At 71.7% G+C, this 22,002-nt stretch carries 17 protein-coding genes; 13 read left to right on the plus strand and 4 right to left on the minus strand.

Features of this window, described 5'->3' with window-relative positions; genetic code table 11:
* Nucleotides 1–31: 31 nt before the first annotated feature.
* The 11 genes from BLT59_RS09715 (at nucleotide 32) to BLT59_RS09765 (ending at nucleotide 12,131) form a co-directional block, all read left to right on the plus strand.
* Complete coding sequence (locus BLT59_RS09715; protein WP_175543983.1) at nucleotides 32–1,288, plus strand: Zn-dependent hydrolase; 1,257 nt, start codon at nucleotides 32–34, stop codon at nucleotides 1,286–1,288.
* Between the two features lie 195 nt (nucleotides 1,289–1,483).
* Nucleotides 1,484–2,767 (plus strand): beta-ketoacyl-ACP synthase, encoded by a 1,284-nt coding sequence (locus BLT59_RS09720; protein ID WP_091778867.1) that lies wholly within the window; start codon nucleotides 1,484–1,486, stop codon nucleotides 2,765–2,767.
* 8 nt (nucleotides 2,768–2,775) lie between these two features.
* Nucleotides 2,776–3,531 carry an SDR family NAD(P)-dependent oxidoreductase gene (locus BLT59_RS09725; protein WP_091778869.1) on the plus strand — a complete coding sequence of 252 codons (756 nt, stop codon included), beginning with the start codon at nucleotides 2,776–2,778 and terminating at the stop codon, nucleotides 3,529–3,531.
* A gap of 32 nt (nucleotides 3,532–3,563) precedes the next feature.
* Complete coding sequence (locus tag BLT59_RS09730; protein WP_244513917.1) at nucleotides 3,564–3,854, plus strand: SH3 domain-containing protein; 291 nt, start codon at nucleotides 3,564–3,566, stop codon at nucleotides 3,852–3,854.
* Between the two features lie 8 nt (nucleotides 3,855–3,862).
* Entirely contained in the window at nucleotides 3,863–4,885 is a 1,023-nt protein-coding gene (locus BLT59_RS09735; RefSeq protein ID WP_091778873.1) for a zinc-binding dehydrogenase, read from the plus strand.
* Between the two features lie 139 nt (nucleotides 4,886–5,024).
* Nucleotides 5,025–6,041, plus strand: coding sequence for a lipid A biosynthesis lauroyl acyltransferase (locus BLT59_RS09740; protein WP_091778875.1), 1,017 nt, complete (start codon nucleotides 5,025–5,027; stop codon nucleotides 6,039–6,041).
* 7 nt (nucleotides 6,042–6,048) lie between these two features.
* On the plus strand, nucleotides 6,049–6,816 hold the full coding sequence (locus tag BLT59_RS09745; RefSeq protein WP_091778876.1) for a DUF1223 domain-containing protein: 768 nt from the start codon (nucleotides 6,049–6,051) through the stop codon (nucleotides 6,814–6,816).
* A 235-nt stretch (nucleotides 6,817–7,051) separates the two neighbouring features.
* Entirely contained in the window at nucleotides 7,052–7,768 is a 717-nt protein-coding gene (locus tag BLT59_RS09750) for a DUF1194 domain-containing protein (protein ID WP_091778878.1), read from the plus strand.
* 32 nt (nucleotides 7,769–7,800) lie between these two features.
* Nucleotides 7,801–9,309: a M81 family metallopeptidase gene (locus tag BLT59_RS09755; RefSeq protein ID WP_091778880.1), complete on the plus strand. Its 1,509-nt coding sequence runs from the start codon at nucleotides 7,801–7,803 to the stop codon at nucleotides 9,307–9,309.
* Nucleotides 9,310–9,429: 120 nt separating this feature from the next.
* Nucleotides 9,430–10,500: a malate/lactate/ureidoglycolate dehydrogenase gene (locus tag BLT59_RS09760; protein WP_091778882.1), complete on the plus strand. Its 1,071-nt coding sequence runs from the start codon at nucleotides 9,430–9,432 to the stop codon at nucleotides 10,498–10,500.
* 107 nt (nucleotides 10,501–10,607) lie between these two features.
* Nucleotides 10,608–12,131 (plus strand): UxaA family hydrolase, encoded by a 1,524-nt coding sequence (locus tag BLT59_RS09765; RefSeq protein WP_091778884.1) that lies wholly within the window; start codon nucleotides 10,608–10,610, stop codon nucleotides 12,129–12,131.
* Nucleotides 12,132–12,168: 37 nt separating this feature from the next.
* On the opposite strand, the gene BLT59_RS09770 is transcribed toward BLT59_RS09765, so the two are convergent.
* Nucleotides 12,169–13,215, minus strand: coding sequence for a saccharopine dehydrogenase family protein (locus BLT59_RS09770; RefSeq protein WP_091778886.1), 1,047 nt, complete (start codon nucleotides 13,213–13,215; stop codon nucleotides 12,169–12,171).
* Nucleotides 13,216–13,356: 141 nt separating this feature from the next.
* Between BLT59_RS09770 and BLT59_RS09775 the strand changes: the two genes are divergently transcribed.
* Nucleotides 13,357–14,169 carry a polysaccharide deacetylase family protein gene (locus BLT59_RS09775; RefSeq protein WP_091778888.1) on the plus strand — a complete coding sequence of 271 codons (813 nt, stop codon included), beginning with the start codon at nucleotides 13,357–13,359 and terminating at the stop codon, nucleotides 14,167–14,169.
* Between the two features lie 294 nt (nucleotides 14,170–14,463).
* Nucleotides 14,464–18,147 (plus strand): trifunctional transcriptional regulator/proline dehydrogenase/L-glutamate gamma-semialdehyde dehydrogenase, encoded by a 3,684-nt coding sequence (putA, locus tag BLT59_RS09780; protein ID WP_091778890.1) that lies wholly within the window; start codon nucleotides 14,464–14,466, stop codon nucleotides 18,145–18,147.
* A 16-nt stretch (nucleotides 18,148–18,163) separates the two neighbouring features.
* On the opposite strand, the gene BLT59_RS09785 is transcribed toward putA, so the two are convergent.
* The 3 genes from BLT59_RS09785 to BLT59_RS09795 all read right to left on the minus strand — a co-directional run bounded on the left by BLT59_RS09785 (nucleotide 18,164) and on the right by BLT59_RS09795 (nucleotide 21,902).
* Nucleotides 18,164–19,756 carry an ABC transporter substrate-binding protein gene (locus BLT59_RS09785; RefSeq protein ID WP_091778892.1) on the minus strand — a complete coding sequence of 531 codons (1,593 nt, stop codon included), beginning with the start codon at nucleotides 19,754–19,756 and terminating at the stop codon, nucleotides 18,164–18,166.
* Between the two features lie 148 nt (nucleotides 19,757–19,904).
* Nucleotides 19,905–20,198 (minus strand): DUF2218 domain-containing protein, encoded by a 294-nt coding sequence (locus BLT59_RS09790; protein WP_091778894.1) that lies wholly within the window; start codon nucleotides 20,196–20,198, stop codon nucleotides 19,905–19,907.
* 258 nt (nucleotides 20,199–20,456) lie between these two features.
* Nucleotides 20,457–21,902: an FAD-binding oxidoreductase gene (locus BLT59_RS09795; RefSeq protein ID WP_091778896.1), complete on the minus strand. Its 1,446-nt coding sequence runs from the start codon at nucleotides 21,900–21,902 to the stop codon at nucleotides 20,457–20,459.
* Nucleotides 21,903–22,002: the final 100 nt, after the last annotated feature.

The raw sequence follows: 22,002 nt of genomic DNA on the forward strand, positions 1-22,002 counted from the left end.
ACCCGCCGTGAAAGGAACCGGCATGGCCGAGATGACCCTGAGCAAGACCCACAACCTGCGCGCCAACGGCGCGCGACTCTGGGCGACGATCCTGGAGACCGCGGAATTCGGCGGCACGCCCGCCGGCGGCATCAATCGCCTGACGCTCTCGGCCGAAGACGGCCAGGTCCGCGACTGGTTCCGGAAGGCGTGCGAGGCGGCCGGGCTGACGGTCTCGGTCGACGCCCTGGGCACGCAATACGCCCTGCGGCCGGGCCGGGACATGAACCGCAAGCCGATCGCCTTCGGTTCGCACCTCGACACGCAGCCCACCGGCGGCAAGTTCGACGGTGTCCTCGGCGTCCTGGCCGGCCTGGAGGTGATGCGCAGCCTGAACGATGCCGGGATCGAGACCGAGGCGCCGCTCCTCGTGGTCAACTGGACCAACGAGGAGGGCTCGCGCTTCGCCCCCGCCATGATGGCCTCGGCGGCCTATGCCGGCGACTTCACCACCGAAGAGATCCTGGCCAAGCGCGACGCCGCCGGCACCACGGTGGCGGAGGCGCTCGACGCGATCGGCTATCGCGGGGTCGAGGCCGTCGGCACGCGGGAGATCGGCGCCTTCGTCGAGCTGCACATCGAGCAGGGTCCGATCCTGGAGGCCGAGGGCAAGACCATCGGCGTGGTCGAGGGCGGCCAGGGCATCATGTGGTTCGACGGCGTGATCACCGGCTTCGAGAGCCATGCCGGGACCACGCCGATGCCGCGCCGCCGCGACGCGCTGCTCGCGCTCTCGGAATTCGCCCTGGCGGCCGAGAGGATCGCGCTGAGCCACGCGCCCTCCGCGGTGGCGACGATCGGCGAGGCCGCGATCCTCGCGCCCTCGCGCAACGTCGTGCCGGGCCGGGTCGCCTTCACGGTGGACGTGCGCGATCCGCGCGCCGCGACACTCGACGCCATGGAGGCGGCGCTCAGCGAGGCGGCGGCCGAGATCGCCGCGCGGCGTCACCTGGACATCGCGCTGACCCGGATCTGGCGGAAGGAGCCGGTGCCGTTCGATCCGGCCATCGTGGCGGCGATCGACGCGTCCGCCGAGAGCCTGGGGCATGCGCGCCGCCGGATCATCTCGGGCGCCGGCCACGATGCCTGCAACCTCGCCGCGAAGGTGCCGGCTGCGATGATCTTCGTGCCGTGCAAGGACGGGATCAGCCACAACGAGGCGGAATCCGCCACGCAGGCCGACTGCGCGGCCGGCGCCGACGTGCTGCTGCAGACGGTGCTCCGCCTCGCCAACGCCCCGCGCGCCTAGGGCCGCCGTCCAGGACAGCACCGCGTCGTCCCGGGGCCGCGCAGCGGCGCCGGGATCCCGGCCGGCGGAGCGGAGCCGGGCACCGAGCGGTTCCGGATTCCGGACTCGCCTGCGGTGCCCCTGACGGACGGCGGCGTGGACCGGCAAGCCTGTGCGGAGGTGTACCGCGGCGGAAAATCCCGTAAGGACCGCTCCATGAGCGCGCGATCCTACCGCGACGCCAAGGGCCGGCCGCTCGTCGCGGTCACCGGCATCGGCGTCGTTTCCTCCCTCGGTCAGGGACAGGCCGACACCTGGACGGCCATGACCGAGGGCCGGTCGGGCATCCATTCCATCGGGCGGTTCCCCACCGACGGTCTGCGCACGCGCATCGCCGGAACCGTGGATTTCCTCGACACCGAGCCCCTCGTCGCGCCGCTCCTGTCGGAGCGTTTCGCCGCGGTCGCCGCCGAGGAGGCGGTGGCGCAGGCCGGAATCGGCGCCAGGGGCGACTTTCCGGGCGCTCTGTTCATCGCGGTGCCGCCGGTCGAGATGGAGTGGCCGCAGCGTCAGGCCCTGGCGGCGGCCGCAGGCGGTGACGGACCGGTCGATTATGCCGGCCTCCTGCGGGCGGCGGCGACGCGCCGCTTCGATCCCTGGCACGACCTGTTCATCTTCGGCACGGTCGCCGACCGCATCGCCGACCGGTTCGGCACCAAGGGCTCGCCCATCTCCCTCTCGACAGCCTGCTCGTCGGGGGCCACGGCGATCCAGCTCGGCGTCGAGGCGATCCGGCGCGGCGAGACCGCGGCAGCGCTCTGTATTGGCACCGATGGGTCGGTGAACCCGGAATCCCTGATCCGCTTCTCACTCCTCTCGGCGCTCTCGACCCGCAACGACGAGCCGGAGGCGGCCTCGAAGCCGTTCTCCAAGGACCGGGACGGCTTCGTGATGGGCGAGGGCGCGGCCGCGCTGGTGCTGGAGGATGCCGAGGCCGCGGTCGCCCGGGGCGCGACGATCCTCGGCTACGTTCTCGGCTGCGGCGAGAAGGGCGACGGCTTCCATCGCACCCGCTCCAGTCCCGACGGCGCACCGATCATCGCGGCGATTCGCGCCAGCCTGGAGGATGCCGGCGTCGGCGCGGAGGCGATCGACACGGTCAACGCCCACGGCACCTCGACGCCGGAGAACGACAAGATGGAGGCCCTGGGCCTGGGAGCGGTGTTCGGCGAGCGCGCCGCCGCGCTGCCGGTGACCTCCAACAAGTCGATGATCGGCCACACCCTGACGGCGGCCGGCGCGATCGAGGCCGCAATCTCGCTGCTGACCATTCGCCACGGCCGGATCCCGCCGACCATCAACCACCGGGTGCCAGACCCGAGCATCGCCCTCGACATCGTCGAGGCCGCCCGCGACCTGCCGGTGCGGATCGTGCTGTCGAACTCGTTCGGCTTCGGCGGCCAGAATACCTGCCTGGTCTTCGGCGCGGAGCCCGCGTGAGCGCCGGGATGGAACCCCACCGGGTCCTGGTGACCGGCGGCGCGTCCGGGATCGGCGCGGCGATCGTCCGCGCCCTGGCGGAATCCGGACTGGCCGTCGACTTCACCTATCGCGCCTCCGCCGAGGCCGCGCAGGCGCTGCTCGCCGAACTGCGCGGCGCGCATCCGGACCGGGCCTTCGCGGCCCATGCCCTCGACCTCGCGGATCGGGCGGCGCTGGAATCCTTCTGCGAGACCGCGGAGGCGGCGGGCTATTACGGCCTCGTCCACAATGCCGGCCAGTCCTGCGACGCGCTCGCGGCGATGCTCGATCAGGAGCGGGCCGAGGCGGCCATGCAGGTCAATTTCTTCTCGCTGACCCGGCTCGCCAAATCCCTGGTGCGGGAGATGACCCGGGCGCGGTCCGGCCGCATCGTGGCGATCGGGTCCGTCGCCGCCCTGCGGGCGAATGCCGGAAATGCCGCCTACGCGGCGACCAAGGGCGCGCTCATCGCCTATTGCCGTACCCTGGCGATCGAGACAGCCAAGCGCGGCGTGACCGTCAACGTGATCGCCCCCGGCTTCGTCGACACCGCCATGATGGAGCGCTACGCCGCCTACCGGGACGGCATGGCGCGTCAGATCCCCGCCGGCCGGTTCGGGCGGCCCGAGGACGTGGCGGCGCTGGCCGCCTTCCTGATGGGCGCGGGCGGATCCTACATCACCGGTGCCGTGCTGCCCGTCGATGGCGGCCTGACCGCCATGATGGGTGTCCACCGGTCCTGACGGTGGTGCCGCCGAACCGGACGATTCTGCCGATGCGCGCCAGCCACGCCCTCACCGCCGCCCTCTGCTGCGCGGCTCTCCTGGCCCCGGGCCACGCACGGGCGGAGCCCGAGGCCTACCGGATCTCGGGCCTGCCGCCGGGCGAGCCGCTGAGCATCCGCGCCGAGCCGGACCCGTCCGCCGAGCAGATCGGCGAGATCCGCAGCCGCGCCCTGGTCTTCGGCTGCACCAACGACACGCCGAGCCGTACCACGTGGTGCCGGGTGAAGGCCGGACGGGTCCTGGGCTGGGCGCGGCGGCGATACCTGGCGCCCGAGCGATGAGAGAGACGATGCAAGCCCTCCAGCTGTTCGGCGACCGCGACCTGCGCCTGACCGAGATCGAGCCGCCGCCTGCACCGGGCGCCGACGAGGTTCGGATCCGGATCCGCGCCGTCGGCCTCAACTTCATCGACGTCTGGGGCTTCCGCGGCATGGCCTTCGCCAAGCGGAAGATGCCGCTGATCGTCGGCGCGGAAGCGGCCGGGATCGTCGAATCGGTCGGGGCGGGCGTCGCCGGCCTCGCGGTCGGCGACCGGGTCGTTCCCTACGGGGCCATGACCTGCGGCCGGTGCCGGGCCTGCCGCGAGGGCCGCGACAACCTCTGCGAGGACGTGTCCGGGGTGATGGGCTTCCATCTCGACGGCTTCGCGCGGGAATTGGTGACCGTGCCGGCCCGCCTGGTCGTGAGGGTGCCGGACAGCGTCAGCGACACCGACGCCGCCTGCGCCGGCATCGCCTTCGGCACGGTGCAGCACATGCTGTTCGACAATGCCCACCTGGAACCCGGTGAGAGCGTGCTGGTCCATGCCGGGGGCTCGGGGATCGGCACCGCGGCGATCCGTATGGCCAAGGCGATCGGCTGCACCGTCTACGCGACCGTCGGCGACGACGAGAAGGGGCGCAAGGCCGCCGAACTCGGCGCCGACCACGTGATCAACTATCGCACCGAGCGCTTCGAGGGTGAGGTCCGCCGGCTGACCAAGCGCAAGGGCGTCGACGTGGTATTCGAGCATGTCGGTGCCGATACCTGGAACGGCTCCCTGCTCTGCCTGAAGCGCGGCGGCCGACTCGTGACCTGCGGGTCGACCTCGGGCGTCTCGGCGACCATGAACCTGATGCAGCTGTTCCAGCAGCAGTATCGCATCACCGGCTCGTTCGGCTGCTCCCTGGCGAATATCGGTCAGGCGCTCGCCAAGATGGACGCCGGCATTCGACCGGTGGTGGATACGGTGTACCCGCTCGCGGATTTCGCGCAGGGTCTGGAGCGCCTCGAATCGCGCCGGGTCTTCGGCAAGATTCTCGTGAGCCTGTAGCGTCGACGACGGTGCGCCCGCTCGGGACCACAACGTCTCCGAGTGCGTCGGTCTTCATTTCGCGCTGCGAGAGACTTGGCGTAAACGTCGCCGTACGGGTCGCTGGGGGGCCGCCCGTACCGTAGTCCTGGAAGTGATTGTGCTGCGTCTCGCCCTCCTGCTGAAACGGTCTTACCCGCGCCTCGCGGGCTTCGCCATGATCCCGGTGATCCGGGCCCTGGTCCTGCTGGCGCGGGGCCTCGGACCGGTGCGCTCCACGGCGCTCGGCGCCGCATTGCTGCGCACGCTCGGGCCGCTGCTGCCGGCGCACCGCACCGCAATGGCGAACCTGCGCGCGGCCTTTCCCGACATGACGGATGCGGAGCGGAGGCGGATCGCCCTGGAGGCCTGGGAGAATCTCGGGCGGACGGGGGCCGAATACGCCCATCTCGACACCCTGTTCGATTACGATCCTGCCGGCGCCGGGCCGATGCGGACCGAGGTCTCGGGGATCGAGCACTTCTACGCCCTGCGCGACGACGGCCGGCCGGGTCTGATCTTCTCGGCGCATCTGGCGAACTGGGAATTGCCGGGGATCTGCGCGGCCCGGTTCGGCCTGGATGCGACCGCGGTGTTCCGCCCGCCGAACAATCCCGCAGCCGCGCGCCTCGTCCAGGAGGTCAGGCGGCGGACGATGGGCGGGCTCGCCGCATCGACGCCGGGCGCCGTCTTCGCCATGCGCGACGTGGTCGAGAATGGCGGCCATCTTGGCCAGCTGATCGACCAGCACTTCACCCGCGGCGTCGTGGTGACCTTCCTGGGCCGGCCGTGCCTCGCCAACCCGCTGCTCGCCAAGCTCGCCCGCCACTACGACTGCCCGGTGCACGGCGTGCGCGTCGTCCGCCTCCCGGAAGGCCGCTTCCGCCTCGACCTGACGCCGCCCCTCGACCTGCCCAGGGCCGCCGACGGGACCGTCGACGTCGCCGGCGCCATGCAGGCGATGACATCCGTCGTCGAGGGCTGGGTGCGGGAGAATCCCGGCCAGTGGCTTTGGATGCATCGCCGCTGGCGGCCCGACATGCTGCCCAAGCCGAAAGTGGCGCCGGCGCCACTTCAACCGATGGTAGAGGCCTCTCAAGCCAACGTGATTTCACCTTCGGCCTCCCAGACGGTCTGATGGATCGATGACGCCCCGGCACCGCGCCCCGACCCGCGACCGCCGCGCGCTCCGCGCTGCGCTGCTTGCCTGCGCGACGATGGCCGCGATACCGGCGCGGGCCGAGCCGGTTCGCGCCGTGGTGGAAATGTTCACCAGCCAGGGATGCGGGGCCTGCCGGTCCGCCGATCCGGTTCTGCGCGACCTCGCCCACAAGCCCGGGGTCATCGCGCTGACATTGCCGGTGACCTACTGGGACTATCTCGGCTGGAAGGACACGCTGGCGCTGCGGCCGCTGACCGAGCGCCAGCGCGCCTACGCGCGGGGGCGCGGTGCCCGACAGGTCTTCACGCCCCAGGTCGTGGTCGATGGCAACAGCTTCGCCGTCGGGTCCGACCGCCCGGCCCTCGACCGGCTGATCCGCGAAGCCTGCCAGCGCGGCGGGCTGCCGGTACCGGTGCGTGGGGAGACGAAGGGCGACCGGATCCTCGTGGAGGTCGGCGCTGCCCCGGAAGCCAAGACCGAAATCCGCGGCGATGTGTGGCTCGTGCCGGTGCTGCGCAGCCGCGCCATCGCCATTGCGGCCGGGGAGAATGGCGGCCGGACCGCGACCTACGTCAACGTTGTGCGGGGCATGCAGCGCCTCGGCCCGTGGACCGGCCAGCCGGCCCGGTTCGAGGTGCCCGACACCCAGGCCCGCGTCGCCGACGCGGATAGCTGGGTCGTCCTTCTGCAGGGCGCCGCCGACGGCAAGCCGGGCCGCATCCTCGGGGCCGCGAAAGGGCCGGGACTGTAGCGCGCAGCCTTCCCGCGACGCCGTTTCGGCGCGGTCGGGTCGATCGTGCCGGCCCGCCGCCCGTCGCGGCGGCCGAAGGCGACGCGGATCTGCACCAGCGGAGCGGAAACGTTCGGCGACGGGCCGGGCGTCTGCGCAGGGCGGCGGGCCGGCTCGAACCGGTCGGTCGGCAGGCTCGTTGCATGAGGGTGGCCGTCCGCCGTTCCGCGCGGGCGCCCGTCATCGAGGGTCGGCCATGCGGCGACGCCCGTTCCTGTCCGGGATGTTCGCCGCCCTGTCGCTGGCCGGCCGCCGTGCCCGGGCGGCCGATGCGAGCGTCGACCTTCTCCTCGTCCTGGCGGCGGACGTGTCGCTCAGCATCAGCGAGGCGCGCTTCGACCTCGAGCGCAGGGGCTATGCCGAGGCTTTCAGCGATCCGCGCGTGCTGCGCGCCATCGGCGATGGCCCGACCGGGCGCATCGGCGTCGCCCTGTTCGACTGGGCCGGCCCCGGCGAGCAGCAGGTCGCGGTCGACTGGATGGTGGTCGGCTCGGCGCGGGATGCGGCGGATTTCGCCGCGCGTCTGCTCGCCGTGCCGCGTCCGTTCTACGGCCGCACCGCGATCGGATCGGCGATCGGATTCGCCACCGACCTGCTGGCCCGCGCGCCGTTCCGCGCCGAAAGGCGGGTGATCGACATCTCGGGGGACGGCACCGGCAATGCCGGACGCCCCATCGCCGAGGCCCGCGACGCCGCCGTGGCGGCGGGCATCACGGTGAACGGCATCGTCATCCTCACCGAACCGGAGGGGATGCCGGCCTTCCTGAAGGAGCACACCAATCCGGCGGGCGGTCTGGCGGCGTACTACCGGAGCGTCGTGATCGGCGGGGAGGGCGCCTTCGTGATGACCGCCGAGAGCTTCGCCGCCTTCGGCCGCTCGCTGATCGCCAAACTGGTGCGTGAGATCTCCTGACCGTTACCCGGATTCCAGAGGGCCGACCATCGATGCGCCTTGCCGTTCTCCAGTTCACGCATGAGACCGTGACGTTCCTGCCGAACGACACGACCCGGGACGACTTCCTCTATCCCGGCTCGCCGGCCGCCGGGGCGACACTGCTCGCCACCGATCCCAAGGGCTACATGGGCGGCTTCGTGCAGGTGGCGCGGGAATATGACGGTGTCGAGCTGGTGGGCATCACCTCGCCGCTCTGGCCGCGGACCGGCACGGCCTCCGGCTGGATCACCGCGGACGCCTACGCACATTTCCTCGGGCTCATGGTCGCGGAGTTGCGGGCGCAGGGGCCCTTCGACGGCGTCTATCTCGCGCTTCACGGCGCGATGGCGGTGCGCGGCGTCTCCCGGCCGGAGGCCGACATCGCCCGCCAGGTCCGCGCGGCGGTGGGCGAGCGGGCGATCCTGGTCGGGACCTTCGACCTGCACGGCAACGAGGATGCGGCCTTCCTCGACCATGCCGACATGGCCTTCGCGGTGAAGTACTTCCCGCATTACGACGGTCACCTCCAGGGTCAGCGCGCCGCCCGGATGATGGTCCGCGCCGTGCGCGGCGACTTCCGACCGGCGCATCGCACCCTGAAGGTGCCGATCCTCTCGCCCACCGTCGTGCAATGGACCGGCGCCCCGCCCTGGTCCGACCTCGTGCAGCGGGCCCTCGTCTGGGAGGCGCGCGAGCCGGACGTGTTCGTCAACGTCTTCTTCGGCTTCCCGTGGGGTGACGCACCGGATGGCGGGATGACCGTCCAAGTCATCACCAACGACGACCCGGGCCTCGCCGACCGGGTCGCGCGGGACGTCGCGGATTTCGCGTGGCGGCATCGGCGCGCGCTGCTCGAGGCGACACGGATCCATCCGATAGCCGAGGGCGTGCGCCTCGCCCGGGAGGCGGTCGCCGAAGGTGCCGCGCCGGTCGTCCTCGCCGACCATAGCGACCGGTCCGGCCGGGCGACCTGGCTGCTGCGCGAGATCCTCCGGCAAGGTCTGGCGCGCGCGCTCATCGCCACCGTCGCGGCGCCGGAGATCCTGGCGGCGATGGACGGCGTCGCCACCGGCGACCCGTTCGACGCATCAGTCGGAGGCGGCGGCGACCCCTCGGCGGGTGATCCGGTGCGGATCACCGGAACCGTGCTGCGCGTCGTCGCGGCGCCGGAGCCCGGCGTTGCCGGGAGCGGCGGTGGCGGCGGGCGCTGGATCTGCGTCGCCTTCGGGAGCGGCAACGTGCTCGTCCTGAGCCCGCAGCTCGCGCAGATCGTCGAGCCCGACGAGTTGTGGCGCCTCGGCCTGGAGCCCGTCGATTTCGATGTCGTGGCGATCAAGTCGCGGGTCCATTTCCGGCGAGGCTTCGACGACAGCGGCTATGCCCGCACGATTCTGCTGGTTGAGCCCCCGGAGCCGTTCCTCGGCACGGTGCGGGTCGATCACCTCGCCTACGAGCAGATGCGGGTCGCCGATTTCTACCCCTACGGCGATCCGGCCGGCCCGGTCCCGTCCGGTCGGTGACCGGTCCCGCGGGGACGACAGGTGGCGGCCGCCGTCACCGCCGGGTGCTCGCCCTGCACGTCCGGGAACGCTAGGCTCGTCCCGCACGCGCTCGGTGAAGCGCGGCGAGGGAGAGACGGAATGCGGATCTCGGCCGACCGGCTGACCGACTATGTGCGGGATATCTTCGTGCGCGAGGGCTGTGCCGAGCCCGAGGCCGAGCGGATCGGCCGGTTCCTCGTGGGGGCGAACCTCACCGGCCACGACAGCCACGGCGTCGTCCGCGTCACCCGCTACGTCGAATGGCTGCGCGCCGGGGAGGTCGAGGCCGGGCGCACGCCCGAGATTGTCACGGACGCCCCGTGCTTCGCCCTCTTGGACGCCCATTACGGGTTCGGTCAGACAGCCGGCCCCTACGCCACCGATCTCGGAATCGCCAAGGCGCGGGAGAACGGGGTCGCGATCGTCGCCCTCCGGCATGCCGGGCATCTCGGCCGCATCGGCGAGTGGGCCGAGCGGGCGGCGGCGGCCGGCCTGGTCTCGGTCCATTTCGTCAACGTGGCGGGCAGCCTTCTCGTGGCGCCCTTCGGTTCGGTGGAGCGCCGGTTCTCCACAGCACCCTTCGCGGCCGGCTTTCCGGTCCCGGGAGGCGAGCCGATCATCCTCGACTTCGCCACCTCCCTGGTCGCCGAGGGCAAGGTGCTCGTCGCCTCCCGCGGCGGCAAGCCGCTGCCGGAGGGCGCTCTGATCGAGCCCGACGGCCGCCTGAGCGCCGATCCGGCGACCTTGTTCGGACCGCTGGAGGGCGTTGAGCGCGATAACCAGCGTGGTGGCGGGGCGATCCGGGCCTTCGGCGAGCACAAGGGGTCGGGCCTCGCGCTGATGTGCGAGCTGCTCGCCGGCGCGCTCACCGGCTCCGGCACCGCCGGGCCCGGGCAACGCCGGATCTGCAACGGCATGCTGTCGATCTACGTCACGCCCGCCGCCCTCGGCACCGAGGATGCGCTCGCGACCGAGACCCGGGCCTATCTCGACTTCTTCAAAAGCGCCAAGCCGATGCCCGGCGCCGAGGTCCTGCTGCCGGGCGAGCCGGAGCGGCGGATGCGCGCCGAACGCCTCGCCGAGGGCGTGCCCCTGCCCGAGCCCGTCTGGGAGACCCTGCTCGCCGCCGGCCGGCCGCACGGCCTAGACGGCAATGCCTACCGCGCCTGAGCCGGCCAAGTCCGGCCGGCTTTGACGTCGAAAGCCCGCGCCCCGGGCCTGCGCCCCGTGGCGGCGCGCTGATGGCGGGCAGCCCGAGCACATCCCAGGAGAGTTCGATGTCCAGCTACCCCGTGATCACCCTCCGGCCGGCCGACGGCGTGGCCGTGGCGCGCAGCGCCATCGCGCCGGGCACCCCGATCGCCGACGGCGTAACGGCCGCGGAGCGGATCCCGGCCGGCCACAAGGTCGCAATCCGCGATCACCGCAGCGGCGAGCCGGTGACCAAATACGGCCAGATCATCGGCTTCGCGAAAGACGACATCGCGGCCGGCCGGCACGTCCATGGCCACAATCTCGGGATGGGCGAGTTCGCCCGGGACTACGCGTTCGGGGTTGATGCCACACCGACGCGGCTCGTCGCGCCGCCGGCGACCTTCCAGGGCATCCGCCGCCCCGACGGGCGCGTGGCCACCCGAAACTATGTCGGCATCCTCACCTCGGTGAATTGCAGCGCCCACGTGGCCGACCTGATCGCCGACGCGTTCCGGCGCCACCCGATCCTCGGCCTCGACCCGCTCGCCGCCTACCCGAACGTCGACGGCGTGGTGGCGCTGACTCACAAGACCGGCTGCGGCATGGCAATGGGCGAGCCGCTGCGGCTCCTGCGCCGGACGCTCGCGGGCTACGCGCGGCACGTCAACTTCTCGCACATCGTGATGATCGGGCTCGGCTGCGAGGTGAACCAGATCGGCGCCTTCCTGGAGGAGCAGGGGCTCGGCGACCGGATCCGCAGCATGAACATCCAGAGTCTCGGCGGCACCCGGAAGACCGTTGAGGCCGGGATCGACTTCGTGAGGGGCATCCTGGCCGAGGCGGACGTCGTCCAGCGCGAGCCCGTGCCCGCGAGCGAGCTGATCGTCGCCCTGCAATGTGGCGGCTCGGACGGGTATTCGGGCGTCTCGGCCAACCCGGCGCTGGGAATCGCCAGCGACCTCGTGGTGCAGAACGGCGGCACGGTGATCCTGTCGGAGACCACCGAGACCTACGGGGCCGAGCACCTGTTTACCCGCCGCGCCGTCAGCCCGGAGGTCGGCCAGAAGCTCGTCGACCTGATGCATTGGTGGGAGGAATACACCCGCAAGGAGGGGTCGGAGATCGACGCCAACCCGTCCCCGGGCAACAAGGCCGGCGGCCTGACCACGATCCTGGAGAAGTCGCTCGGCGCCATGGCGAAGGCGGGCAGCACCAACCTCGTCGATGTGCTGCGCTACGCCGATCCGGTCACCGCCAAGGGCTTCGTGTTCATGGACACGCCCGGCTACGATCCGGTCTCGGCCACCGGGCAGGTGGCGGGCGGGGCGAACCTCGTCTGCTTCACCACCGGACGCGGCAGCGTCTTCGGCTGCAAGCCGTCACCGTCGATCAAGATCGCCACGAATTCCGCCATGTATCGGCGGCTCGAAGAGGACATGGACGTGAATTGCGGCACGATCCTCGACGGCGAGGAGACCGTCGAGCAGGCCGGGCGCCGGATCTTCGACCTGATCCTGCGGGTCGCCGGCGGCGAGCGGACGAAGAGCGAGCAGTTCGATTTCGGGTCATCGGAATTCGCGCCCTGGCAGATCGGCGCGACCGTGTGAACCGTCGTGGCATCGCCTCTCGCGGCCGTCGGGAGACCTACAGATCCGTTCGCACCACGTGCGGGAAGCCCAGGATGAAGTCCGGGCCGAAGGCGGTGACCGGCGTGTGGAATCCCGGGGCGACATGCCCCGCCGCGACGCGCCGCGCGGCCTCCACGGCCGTCCAGACCGTCAGGGTATAACCCTCCGCGGTCTCCATCCGGCTCGCCGCGCGGCGGCCGGCGCCATCCCAGGCTTCTGCCAGGAAGGTGCTGCGGGCTCTCTGCCGCGCGGCCGCGGTCGGGCCGGCGGGCAGCCGGTCGATGCCGCGGTTGATCAGGCGCTGAGCGGTGCCGCCGGCTATGATCTTCCGGAGGCCGGCGGGCAGGCCGGCCGCGGCCGCCATCGCCGGAAAGGCCTCGAAATAGACATCGATGTTCGGGACCCGGGTCGAGTACCACGCGCTCGACACGTCGCCCCAGCCGAGGCCCACGGTCCGGCGCGGGCCGGAGCCGAAATCGGTGGTGGCGCGGGGCGGGCTCGGCAATTCGACGATGCGCCCATCGCGGCGCACCCGCGTCCCCCAGGCGATACCCTCCACCATGGTACGGGCCGTTCCGCGGCTGAAGCCGCCGAAGCCGCCGATGGAGATGCGCAGATGCGTCGCGCCGGGCAGCCGTCCGGCCACATGGGCGGCGAGGCAGTCGCTCGGCACCACGTCGAAGCCGGCAGCGGGCAGGAGGACGATGCCGGCCGCCTTCGCCGCCGCATCCCGGGCCGCGAGGGACTCCAGCACCGCGATCTCGCCGGTGATGTCGACGTAATGGGCGCCTGCTGCGAGACAGGCTTCCGCCATCGGTTGCGCCGTCTTCGAGAACGGACCGGCCGCGTGGATCACCGCCGCCACGCCGGCGAGCGCAGCGCGCAGGGCCTCGGACTCGTCGAGCCCTGCGACCCGCATCTCCAGGCCCAGCCGGCCCGCGATCAGCCGCAGCGTATCCGCATTGCGCCCTGCCAGGATCGGTTTCAGGCCCTGGTCGACGGCGTGGGCGGCCAGGAGCTGCCCGGTATAGCCGGTGGCCCCGTAGATCAGGATCTCGCTCATGGGGCGCTTCTGCCACCGCTTCCGCGCGTGTCAAAGCGCGCGGCATACGGCCTCTGCCGAGGGTAGGGATGCACCCATCGGAGCGCGACATGGCGGGCGACCCGGGACGTCGGACCCGCCGCGATCGGGAGCAGCGGTATCATGTTCAAGCGAAACACCCGGCCGAGTGCATGGCGGGCCAGCGGACGGGCTGCCGGCTGGAGCGCTGTTCTCCTGGCTCTGGCCACGCCCACCTGGGCGGGTGAAGGACCCGCCATCCTGAAAGCGCCGTCCGATCTGACCGCCGGCATCGCGGCCATGCCGCAGATCGCTGCGCCGGCCGACGATGCCGAGCGGCGGATCAACGCGGCGGTGAAGCGCCTCGACGCGAAGGCCCTCGAGGCGGCGCGGGAATGCAAATCCGAGGGTGGACAGTATGATTACTGGGAGCGGGCCGTCGATGCGCCGATGCGGGGCCCCCGCTTCCTGAGCTTCGTGATCACCGACAGCTGGCTCTGCGGCGGCCCGCACCCGAACAGCAACACGATGTCGATCGTCTACGACCTCACCACCGGCGCCCCGGTGGATTGGACCACGCTGCTGCCGGTTTCCCTGACCGGGAAGCTCGCCCTCGCCGAGGGCCCAGGTAGGACCAGAATGGTGACGCTCGCCTCCAAGAGGCTGCACGCCCTCTACCTCGCGGGCTATCGCCCCAAGACGGCCGGTTCGAAGACGGACGACGCGGACAAGGAATGCCGTGAAGCGGTCACCGAGACCTATGATGGCCAGCCACCGGCCATGATGGCGTGGCTCGACGCCAAGGCCGGGGGCCTCGCGGTGCAGTTCGACCTGGTCCATGCCGTCCAGGCCTGCGCCGATACGGTGGTGATCCCCGTCGCCACGCTGCGCCGTGAAGGGGCCCAGCCCCTTCTTGCGGACGCACTGGAGGCCGCCCATGCGCAAGCCGTGAAGTGACGGGATCGCGCGTCGGGCCTGTGGTCGTCCCGCGACCTCGTTCCCGGCCGGGTGGCGCATTCCGTCTCTCCGCGCGCCACCAGGGCTTTCGGGCCATTGGCAGTGGTTGCAAGACGACTTGCGCGGGCGGGTGCGCCGTCCCGGTGAAGGGAAGTCGCGCTCGGTCTCCACGGCCCATGACACGTCGGTCAGGACGGGCCGCCCGGACGGCCCCGGGCTTCGAACTGGACTCCAGAGGGTGTAGCCTCAGGCCGTGACGGCGCGGCGGCACCGTCTCCTGTCGGAGGGCGGCCCATGTCCGGAACCGGCATTGTCGAAGCTGTGGCTCTGGGGGCGGACGATCCGTTCCGCGCCTTCGCGGCCGAACTGCCTGATCGGTCGGCCCTGCGGCAGGCCGTGATCGCGGCCTGCCGGCGGCCCGAACCCGATTGCGTGGCGCCGCTCCTCGAACAGGCGCGCCTGTCGCCCGAGGCCGCCCGGCGCGTCGGCGAACACGCACGGCGCCTCGTCGAAACCCTCCGTCGCCGGGGCCGCCGCGGCGGCATCGAGGGTTTGATTCACGAATACGCGCTGTCGAGCCAGGAGGGCGTGGCCCTGATGTGCCTCGCCGAGGCGCTGCTGCGCATCCCCGACACGGCGACGCGGGATGCGCTGATCCGCGACAAGATCGCGGGCGGCGACTGGGCGGCCCATCTCGGGCACAGCCCGTCGCCCTTCGTCAACGCGGCCACCTGGGGCCTGCTCGTGACCGGGAAGCTGGCCGCGACCCGGGACGAGGCGGGGCTGTCGGCCGCGCTCTCCCGGCTGATCGCCCGCGGCGGTGAGCCGCTGATCCGCACCGGTGTCGATCTGGCCATGCGCATGATGGGCGAGCAATTCGTGGCAGGGCGGACGATCACCGAGGCCCTGCGGCACGCGGCGCCGCTCGAAGCGAAGGGCTTCACCTACTCGTACGACATGCTCGGCGAGGCCGCGGTGACCGCGGAGGACGCCGCGCGCTACCGGCGCGCCTACGCGGATGCGATCCGGGCGATCGGGGCGGCGTCGGCCGGGCGCGGCGTGCTCCTTGGACCCGGCATCTCGATCAAGCTGTCGGCGCTCCATCCGCGCTATGTCCGGTCGCAGCGCGACCGGGTTCTGGCGGAACTCTATCCCCGCGTGCTCGATCTCGCCCGGCTCGCCCGGGCCGACCGGATCGGCCTCAACATCGATGCCGAGGAGGCCGACCGTCTCGACCTGTCGCTGGATATCCTGGAGCGGCTCGCCCTCGATCCGGATCTGTCTGGCTGGGACGGGCTCGGCTTCGTGGTTCAGGCCTACGGCAAGCGCTGCCCCTTCGTCATCGACGTGCTGATCGATCTGGCCCGCCGCAGCCGGCGGCGGCTCATGGTGCGCCTGGTCAAGGGGGCTTACTGGGACAGCGAGATCAAGCGGGCGCAGGTCGACGGAGCGGCGGACTTCCCGGTCTTCACCCGGAAGGTTCACACCGACGTCGCGTATCTCGCCTGCGCGCGCCGGCTGCTCGCGGCGCCCGACGCGGTCTTCCCGCAATTCGCCACGCACAACGCCCAGACCCTGGCGAGCATCGTCGAGATGGCCGGCCCGGATTTCCGGCTCGGCCAGTACGAGTTCCAGTGCCTGCACGGCATGGGCGAACCGCTCTACGAGGCGGTGATCGCCGGAGAGCTCGCACGGCGCCCCTGCCGCATCTACGCGCCGGTGGGCACGCACGAAACCCTGCTGGCCTACCTCGTCCGGCGGCTTCTGGAGAACGGCGCCAACACCTCCTTCGTGAACCGGGTCGCCGACGATTCGGTCCCGGTCGCGGCCCTGATTGCCGACCCCGTCGCCGCCGTCGCGGCCATGCCGCACCCCGGAACGCCGCACCCCCGGATCGTGGCGCCCCGGGACCTCTACGGCCCGGCGCGCGCCAACGCCGCCGGTCTCGACCTCGCCGACGAGGCGGCGCTCGCCCGTCTGTCGGAGGGGTTGCTGGCGAGCGGCCGCATCGTCTGCCGGGCCGTGCCGTCAGGGGAGGAGGATGCAGCGGCCGGCGAACCGATCCGCAATCCCGCCGACCACCGGGACATCGTCGGGTACTGCCGACCGGCGACACCCGCGGCGGTGTCGCGCGCCGTGGCGCAGGCGGAAGCGGGCGCCGTCCGCTGGGCGGCGACGCCGGCGGCGGCGCGCGCCGCCTGCCTGCGGCGGGCCGCCGATGCCTTCGAGGCGCAGATGCCCTGTCTGGTCGGGCTCATCGTGCGGGAGGCCGGCAAGACCTACGGGAGCGCCGTCGCGGAGATCCGGGAGGCTGTCGACTTCCTCCGCTACGACGCCGCCGAGGCCGAGCGGATCCTGAGCGGAGTACACGAACCCCTCGGGCCGATCGCCTGCATCGCACCGTGGAATTTCCCGCTGGCGATCTTCGTCGGGCAGGCCGCCGTCGCCCTGGCGGCGGGAAACACGGTCCTGGCGAAGCCCGCGGAGGAGACACCCCTGATTGCCGCCGCGGCGATCCGGTTGCTCCACGCCGCCGGAATCCCGGAAGAGGTGCTGCATCTCCTGCCGGGCGACGGCCGTGTCGGCGCCGCCCTGGTCGAGGATCCGCGCGTGCAGGGCGTCATGTTCACTGGCTCGACGGCGGTGGCCAAGGACATCCAGCGCGCGCTGGCGAGACGGCTGAACCGCTTCGGCGAGCCGGTGACATTCGTGGCCGAGACCGGCGGCCAGAATGCCCTCGTGGTCGATTCCTCGGCGCTCGCCGAGCAGGTGGTGGCCGACGTGATCGCCTCCGCCTTCGACTCCGCTGGACAGCGCTGCTCGGCACTCCGGATCTTGTGTCTGCAGGAGGAGATCGCTGACCGCACGCTGCACATGCTGAAGGGAGCCCTGCGGGAACTGCGGGTGGGCGATCCGCGGCGCCTCGCCGTCGATGTCGGGCCGGTCATCACCGCCGAGGCCGCCGACCGGATCTCCGGGCACGTGGCGAGGATGCGCGCGCGGGGCTTCCCCGTAGAGCAGTACCCCCTGCCGCCGGAGGCGGGCGCCGGGACCTTCGTGCCGCCGACCCTGATCGAGATCGGGGCCGTCGCCGATGTCGAGCAGGAGGTGTTCGGACCGGTGCTGCACGTGCTGCGCTACCGCCGCGACGGCCTCGACGCGCTCCTCGCGGCGATCGATGCCACCGGCTACGGCCTCACCTTCGGGCTGCACAGCCGCATCGACGAGACCATCGACCACGTCCTCGGCGACGTGCGGGCCGGCAACCGCTACGTGAACCGAAACATCATCGGCGCGGTGGTCGGTGTGCAGCCTTTCGGCGGCTCCGGGCTGTCAGGAACGGGCCCGAAGGCCGGCGGTCCGCTGGCCCTCGGCCGCCTGCTGCGGCGATCGCCAGCCGCCAGCGACGGGCTGCCCGCTGACGATGCAGCGCTGCGTCCCTATACGGCGTGGCTGCGCTCGCGGCACCGCCACGACCTCGCGGACAGGCTCGAAGCCGTCCGCTATCCCGGCCGCGCCGCGATCGCGCTGGCCGGTCCCGTGGGTGAGCGCAACCTGTACGCGCTGCGTCCCCGCGGGCGGTTCGCGGCGGTCGCCGCGACCGAGACGGCGCTCCTGCTCCAACTCGGGATGATCCTCGGCACCGGCAACGCGGCCGCCGTCATCGGGCCGAACGGGTCCGATCCGGTCCTGGACGATCTGCCGGGAGCGTGCGCGGCACGGGTGACCCGAGCGCCGGATCTCGGGCGTGCGGGCGATATCGCCGGCCTCCTGTTCGCGGGCGAGGCCGCCGACCTGCGGGCGCTGAACAGGACCGTCGCGGCCCGCGACGGGGCGATCCTGCCGATCCAGTCGCGCAGCCCGCACGCGCTCGCGGCCGGCGACCTCTACGATCCAGCCGGCCTCGTGGAGGAGGTCTCCACCGCGATCAACACCGCGGCGGCCGGCGGCAATGCCAGCCTGATGAGCGTCGGTTGAGCGAGCGGCCGCCCGGTCAGGCCGACCGCCGCAGGTTCCAGAACAGGGGAAGCCCGGTCAGCATGCCTTCGAGGTCGCGCCGGTAGGCGGTCGGCTGGAAATACTGGCCGCAGGGCAAGTAGGCACCGACCTCCAGCGCCCGCGCCTGGATCCGCGCCGCCAGGGCCTTCTGGGCGTCGAGGTCCGGCGCGTCGAACCACGCGCCGCGCAGCTCCTCGAGGGGCGCGTCGGTCAGCCAGCTCGGCACGCCGGCCCGGCCGTTCCCGCGGGCGGCCAGATGGTAGGCCGGCGAGAGGTGGTCGAGCCCGCCGGAGAAGATGCCGAACATCGACCAGCCGCCCTGGTCCAGGGGCTTGGCGTTCAGGATCCGCTGGTTGACCGTTCCCCAGTCGGTGGCGACGACGTCGAGGTTCATCCCGATCTTGCGGCAGGCATCGGCCATCACCTCGCAAATCGCGTTGATCCGCGGCACGTCTGTCCCGGAGAGCAGCACGACGCGCTCGCCCTTGTAGCCCGCTGCCGCCAGCGCCCGCTTCGCGGCGGCGAGGTCGCGGGGGCCGGTGAGCGCCTCCATGCCCGCGGAGGACGCCATCGGTCCGCCGGACGTGAAGATGCCGACGGGACTGCGCCGGATCGCCGGGTCGCTGCCGGCCACGGCGTCCATCATCTCGGTCTGGTCGACGGCCGCGAGCAGCGCCCGGCTGATCGCGGGATTGTCGAAGGGCGGCAGGGTGTGGTTGAGGCGGATCTGGCCGATCAGCCCGGCGGTCTCAACCAGATCCACGCGCAAGGCGGGCTGGCGATTCAGGTCCGGCACGAGATCGACGAGGGGCTGCTCCCACCAGTCGATCTCGCCCGAGCGCAGGGCGCCGGCCGCGGTCGCGCCGTCGGGGATCGTGCGCCACTCCACGCGGTCGAAATGCGCGATCCGCGGTCCGGCCGTGAAGCTCGGCGTGCCGTCGGGGCGCGGTCGATAGGCCTCGAACCGGCGGTAGACGTTGAGCGAGCCCGGAACCCGCTCGTCGGCGACGAAGCGGAACGGGCCGCTGCCGACGATCTCCGGTACCGGCTGCGTCGCCGGCGTCGCGCTCAGGCGCTCCGGCATGATCACCGGGACGTAGGAGGTCGGCTTGGCGAGGGCGTCCGGCAGGAGCGGGAAGGGTCGCTTGAGGCGGAACTGCACCACCGTGTCGGAAGGCGCCGTGAGTTCATCCACCGTCGCGAACAGGGCGCCGCCGTAGGCATCGCGCTGCGCCCAGCGCTTCAGGCTCGCCACCACGTCGCGGCCGAGGACCGGCGCCCCGTCGTGGAACCGCAGCCCGTCCCGCAGGGTCAGGCGCCACGTGAGGCCGTCGGACGCGACCTCGTGGCCCGCCACCATCTGTGGCTGCGCGCGGTAGGCGGTGTCGAGGCTGTAGAGCGTGTCGAACACCATCAGCGCGTGGGTGCGCGTGACGTAGTTGGTGGTGATGATCGGATCGAGGAGCGCGAGGTCCGCGTAGGGCACGAACCGTAGCGTCGTTGCCGAAGCCGCCCGGACCAGGGCGGGCCGCGCGATAGCCCCGGCCATCAGGGCTCCGGCGCCTGTCAGCAGGGTGCGTCGCTTCATGAATCGATCCCGGTCACGACGGCGTGCGATCTGGCCGCAAGCCGGGTACGCTTGCAAGTGGTGCGCCACTGCCGCGCTTCGATCGGGATACGAAAACCCGCCCGGTCCGGGGCCGGAGGGGTCGGTCGTGATCGCCCTGCGGGTGCCCTCAGGCGGCGCGCGACCAGCGGATGTCGCCGAGGCTCTCGCGGAAGGCGAAGCGCGCGAGGTGGTCGGCCACGACGTTCTCCAGCCGGGTCAGATTGACGGGGTCGGAGCTGTCGATGCGCATCACCAGGGCGTCGGGCTCAGCATCGAAGGTACAGACGCGGTCCTCGCCAAAAGGCACGGTGCCGTGATCGGGGGTCGCCTCGACCTTGAACTTGTGGCTCCAGTGCCGGCAGAGCTGCTGCAGGTAGCGGCTCGCCTCGGTGGTTTGCACGCGGGCCTGAGAGGTGGGCATTCCGTCGGTCTCCAGATGGATGTGAAAACAGCCTGTCGGTGACGGTTCGTCGCTCGTTCTCGCAGGTGCGAGATAGGGTGGCCTCTGAGCAATTGCCATGCCTGGCGCCGACGGATCCGTCTTCGCCGCCTGTGTTGAAGGTCTGTCCGAAGCGTTGACAGCGGCTTAACGCGACGGGCCGCCGCAGCGGTTGGCGGCGCGGCGTTGCTGTCCTGCACCTGTGTTTGCGCCGAATTATGGCGCGATGCACAAACTTCCTCAGGCTGCCGGCGCGGCGCGGTCGGTTCGGACGATGACCTTTCCGGGGTTGAGCAGGTCCTCTGGATCGAGGGCGGCCTTGAGGCGCCGCATGAGGTCAAGCCCGACCGGATCGCCGTAGCGCGCGAGTTCGTCGCGCTTGATCAGACCCACGCCGTGCTCGGCCGCGATGGAGCCGCCCAGCGCGTGCACGAGGTCGTGAACGATCCGGTTGAACCGGCCCCATTCCGCCAGGAATTCCGCGGGCGGCATGCCGGGCGGCTGTGACAGATTGAAATGGATGTTGCCGTCGCCGAAGTGACCGAAGCCGCAGGGCCTTAGACCCGGCATCTCGGCGAGGCAGGCCGCGCCTGCCCGCTCCAGGAACTCGGGCAGGCGGGAGAGCGGCACCGACACGTCGTGCTTGATCGACGCACCCTCGCGGGTCTGCGCTTCGGGAACGCCTTCGCGCAGGCGCCAGAGTGCGGCGTTCCGGGCCCCGCTAGTCCCGATCGTGGCGTCGGCGATCAGCCCGTCCTCAAGGGCTTGACCAAGGGCCGATTCCAGCTCGGCTCCCGTATCGGCGTCCGGGCGTGCGGACGCGACCTCGATCAGCGCGTAGGCGCCGTGCGCGCCCTCCAGCGGACGAACCGTCCCCTGGACGTGGCGCAGCACGATCTCCAGCGCGAAGGGCGGCAGGTACTCGAACGCCGTGAGGTCGCGGTCCATCCGGGTGCGCAGGAAAATGAACAGGTCCAGGGCCGCCCTGGCCGAGTCGAGTCCCACGAAGGCGACGCTCGTCGAGCGCGGCCGCGGGAACAGCTTCAGCACCGCCGCGGTGACGATGCCCAGGGTGCCCTCCGAGCCTATGAAGAGCTGCTTCAGGTCGTACCCGGCATTGTCCTTGCGCAGGGCCCTGAGCCCATTCCAGACGCGCCCGTCGGCGAGCACGACCTCGAGCCCGAGCACGAGGTCGCGGGCGTTGCCGTAGGCGAGCACCGCGATCCCGCCGGCATTGGTGCTGACGCCGCCGCCGATCCGGGCGGAACCCCGGGATGCGTAAGAGAGCGGGAACAGCATGCCGGCGGCCTCGGCCGCCTCCTGCACATCCTGCAGGATCATCCCGGCTTCCACCGTGATGGTGGCGTCCACCGGATCGACCGCGCGCAGGCGGTTCATGCGCTCCAGGGACAGGACGACCCCGCCTTGCGGCACGCCAGCGCCGGTGAGACCGGTATTGCCGCCGAGCGGCACCACGGCGACGCCGGCCTGCGTGCAGGCGCGGACCGCGAAGGCGACCTCCTCGGTGCTCTCTGGCCTCAGCACGGCCAGCGCTGACCCGGTGAAGAGGCGGCGGCTCTCGGTCAGGTAGGGTGCCAGCGCGTCCGGATCCGTCAGCACGTGCCGCGCGCCGAGCCCGTCCCGGAGCGCGGTCAGCAGGGTGTCGAGGTCGGCTGTCGGCGTCATCGCGACAATTCTGTAGGCCAGAGGAGGCCGGACGCAAGCGCCGGTATGGCGCACGCCGATGCGGACCTTACAACGATGATGTAGGGCCCGGGCGTCGTCG

It is taken from the genome of Methylobacterium sp. UNC378MF (assembly GCF_900103195.1).
In the GTDB taxonomy this organism is placed as follows: Bacteria; Pseudomonadota; Alphaproteobacteria; order Rhizobiales; family Beijerinckiaceae; genus Methylobacterium.

Excerpts from the sequence above, each read along its gene's own strand:
- BLT59_RS09715 (WP_175543983.1), top strand. The coding sequence starts at position 32 with ATGACCCTGAGCAAGACCCACAACCTGCGCGCCAACGGCGCGCGACTC.
- BLT59_RS09720 (WP_091778867.1), top strand. The coding sequence starts at position 1,484 with ATGAGCGCGCGATCCTACCGCGACGCCAAGGGCCGGCCGCTCGTCGCG.
- BLT59_RS09725 (WP_091778869.1), top strand. The coding sequence starts at position 2,776 with ATGGAACCCCACCGGGTCCTGGTGACCGGCGGCGCGTCCGGGATCGGC.
- BLT59_RS09730 (WP_244513917.1), top strand. The coding sequence starts at position 3,564 with ATGCGCGCCAGCCACGCCCTCACCGCCGCCCTCTGCTGCGCGGCTCTC.
- BLT59_RS09735 (WP_091778873.1), top strand. The coding sequence starts at position 3,863 with ATGCAAGCCCTCCAGCTGTTCGGCGACCGCGACCTGCGCCTGACCGAG.
- BLT59_RS09745 (WP_091778876.1), top strand. The coding sequence starts at position 6,049 with ATGACGCCCCGGCACCGCGCCCCGACCCGCGACCGCCGCGCGCTCCGC.
- BLT59_RS09750 (WP_091778878.1), top strand. The coding sequence starts at position 7,052 with ATGCGGCGACGCCCGTTCCTGTCCGGGATGTTCGCCGCCCTGTCGCTG.
- BLT59_RS09755 (WP_091778880.1), top strand. The coding sequence starts at position 7,801 with ATGCGCCTTGCCGTTCTCCAGTTCACGCATGAGACCGTGACGTTCCTG.
- BLT59_RS09760 (WP_091778882.1), top strand. The coding sequence starts at position 9,430 with ATGCGGATCTCGGCCGACCGGCTGACCGACTATGTGCGGGATATCTTC.
- BLT59_RS09765 (WP_091778884.1), top strand. The coding sequence starts at position 10,608 with ATGTCCAGCTACCCCGTGATCACCCTCCGGCCGGCCGACGGCGTGGCC.
- BLT59_RS09770 (WP_091778886.1), bottom strand. The coding sequence starts at position 13,215 with ATGAGCGAGATCCTGATCTACGGGGCCACCGGCTATACCGGGCAGCTC.
- BLT59_RS09775 (WP_091778888.1), top strand. The coding sequence starts at position 13,357 with ATGTTCAAGCGAAACACCCGGCCGAGTGCATGGCGGGCCAGCGGACGG.
- putA (WP_091778890.1), top strand. The coding sequence starts at position 14,464 with ATGTCCGGAACCGGCATTGTCGAAGCTGTGGCTCTGGGGGCGGACGAT.
- BLT59_RS09785 (WP_091778892.1), bottom strand. The coding sequence starts at position 19,756 with ATGAAGCGACGCACCCTGCTGACAGGCGCCGGAGCCCTGATGGCCGGG.
- BLT59_RS09790 (WP_091778894.1), bottom strand. The coding sequence starts at position 20,198 with ATGCCCACCTCTCAGGCCCGCGTGCAAACCACCGAGGCGAGCCGCTAC.
- BLT59_RS09795 (WP_091778896.1), bottom strand. The coding sequence starts at position 21,902 with ATGACGCCGACAGCCGACCTCGACACCCTGCTGACCGCGCTCCGGGAC.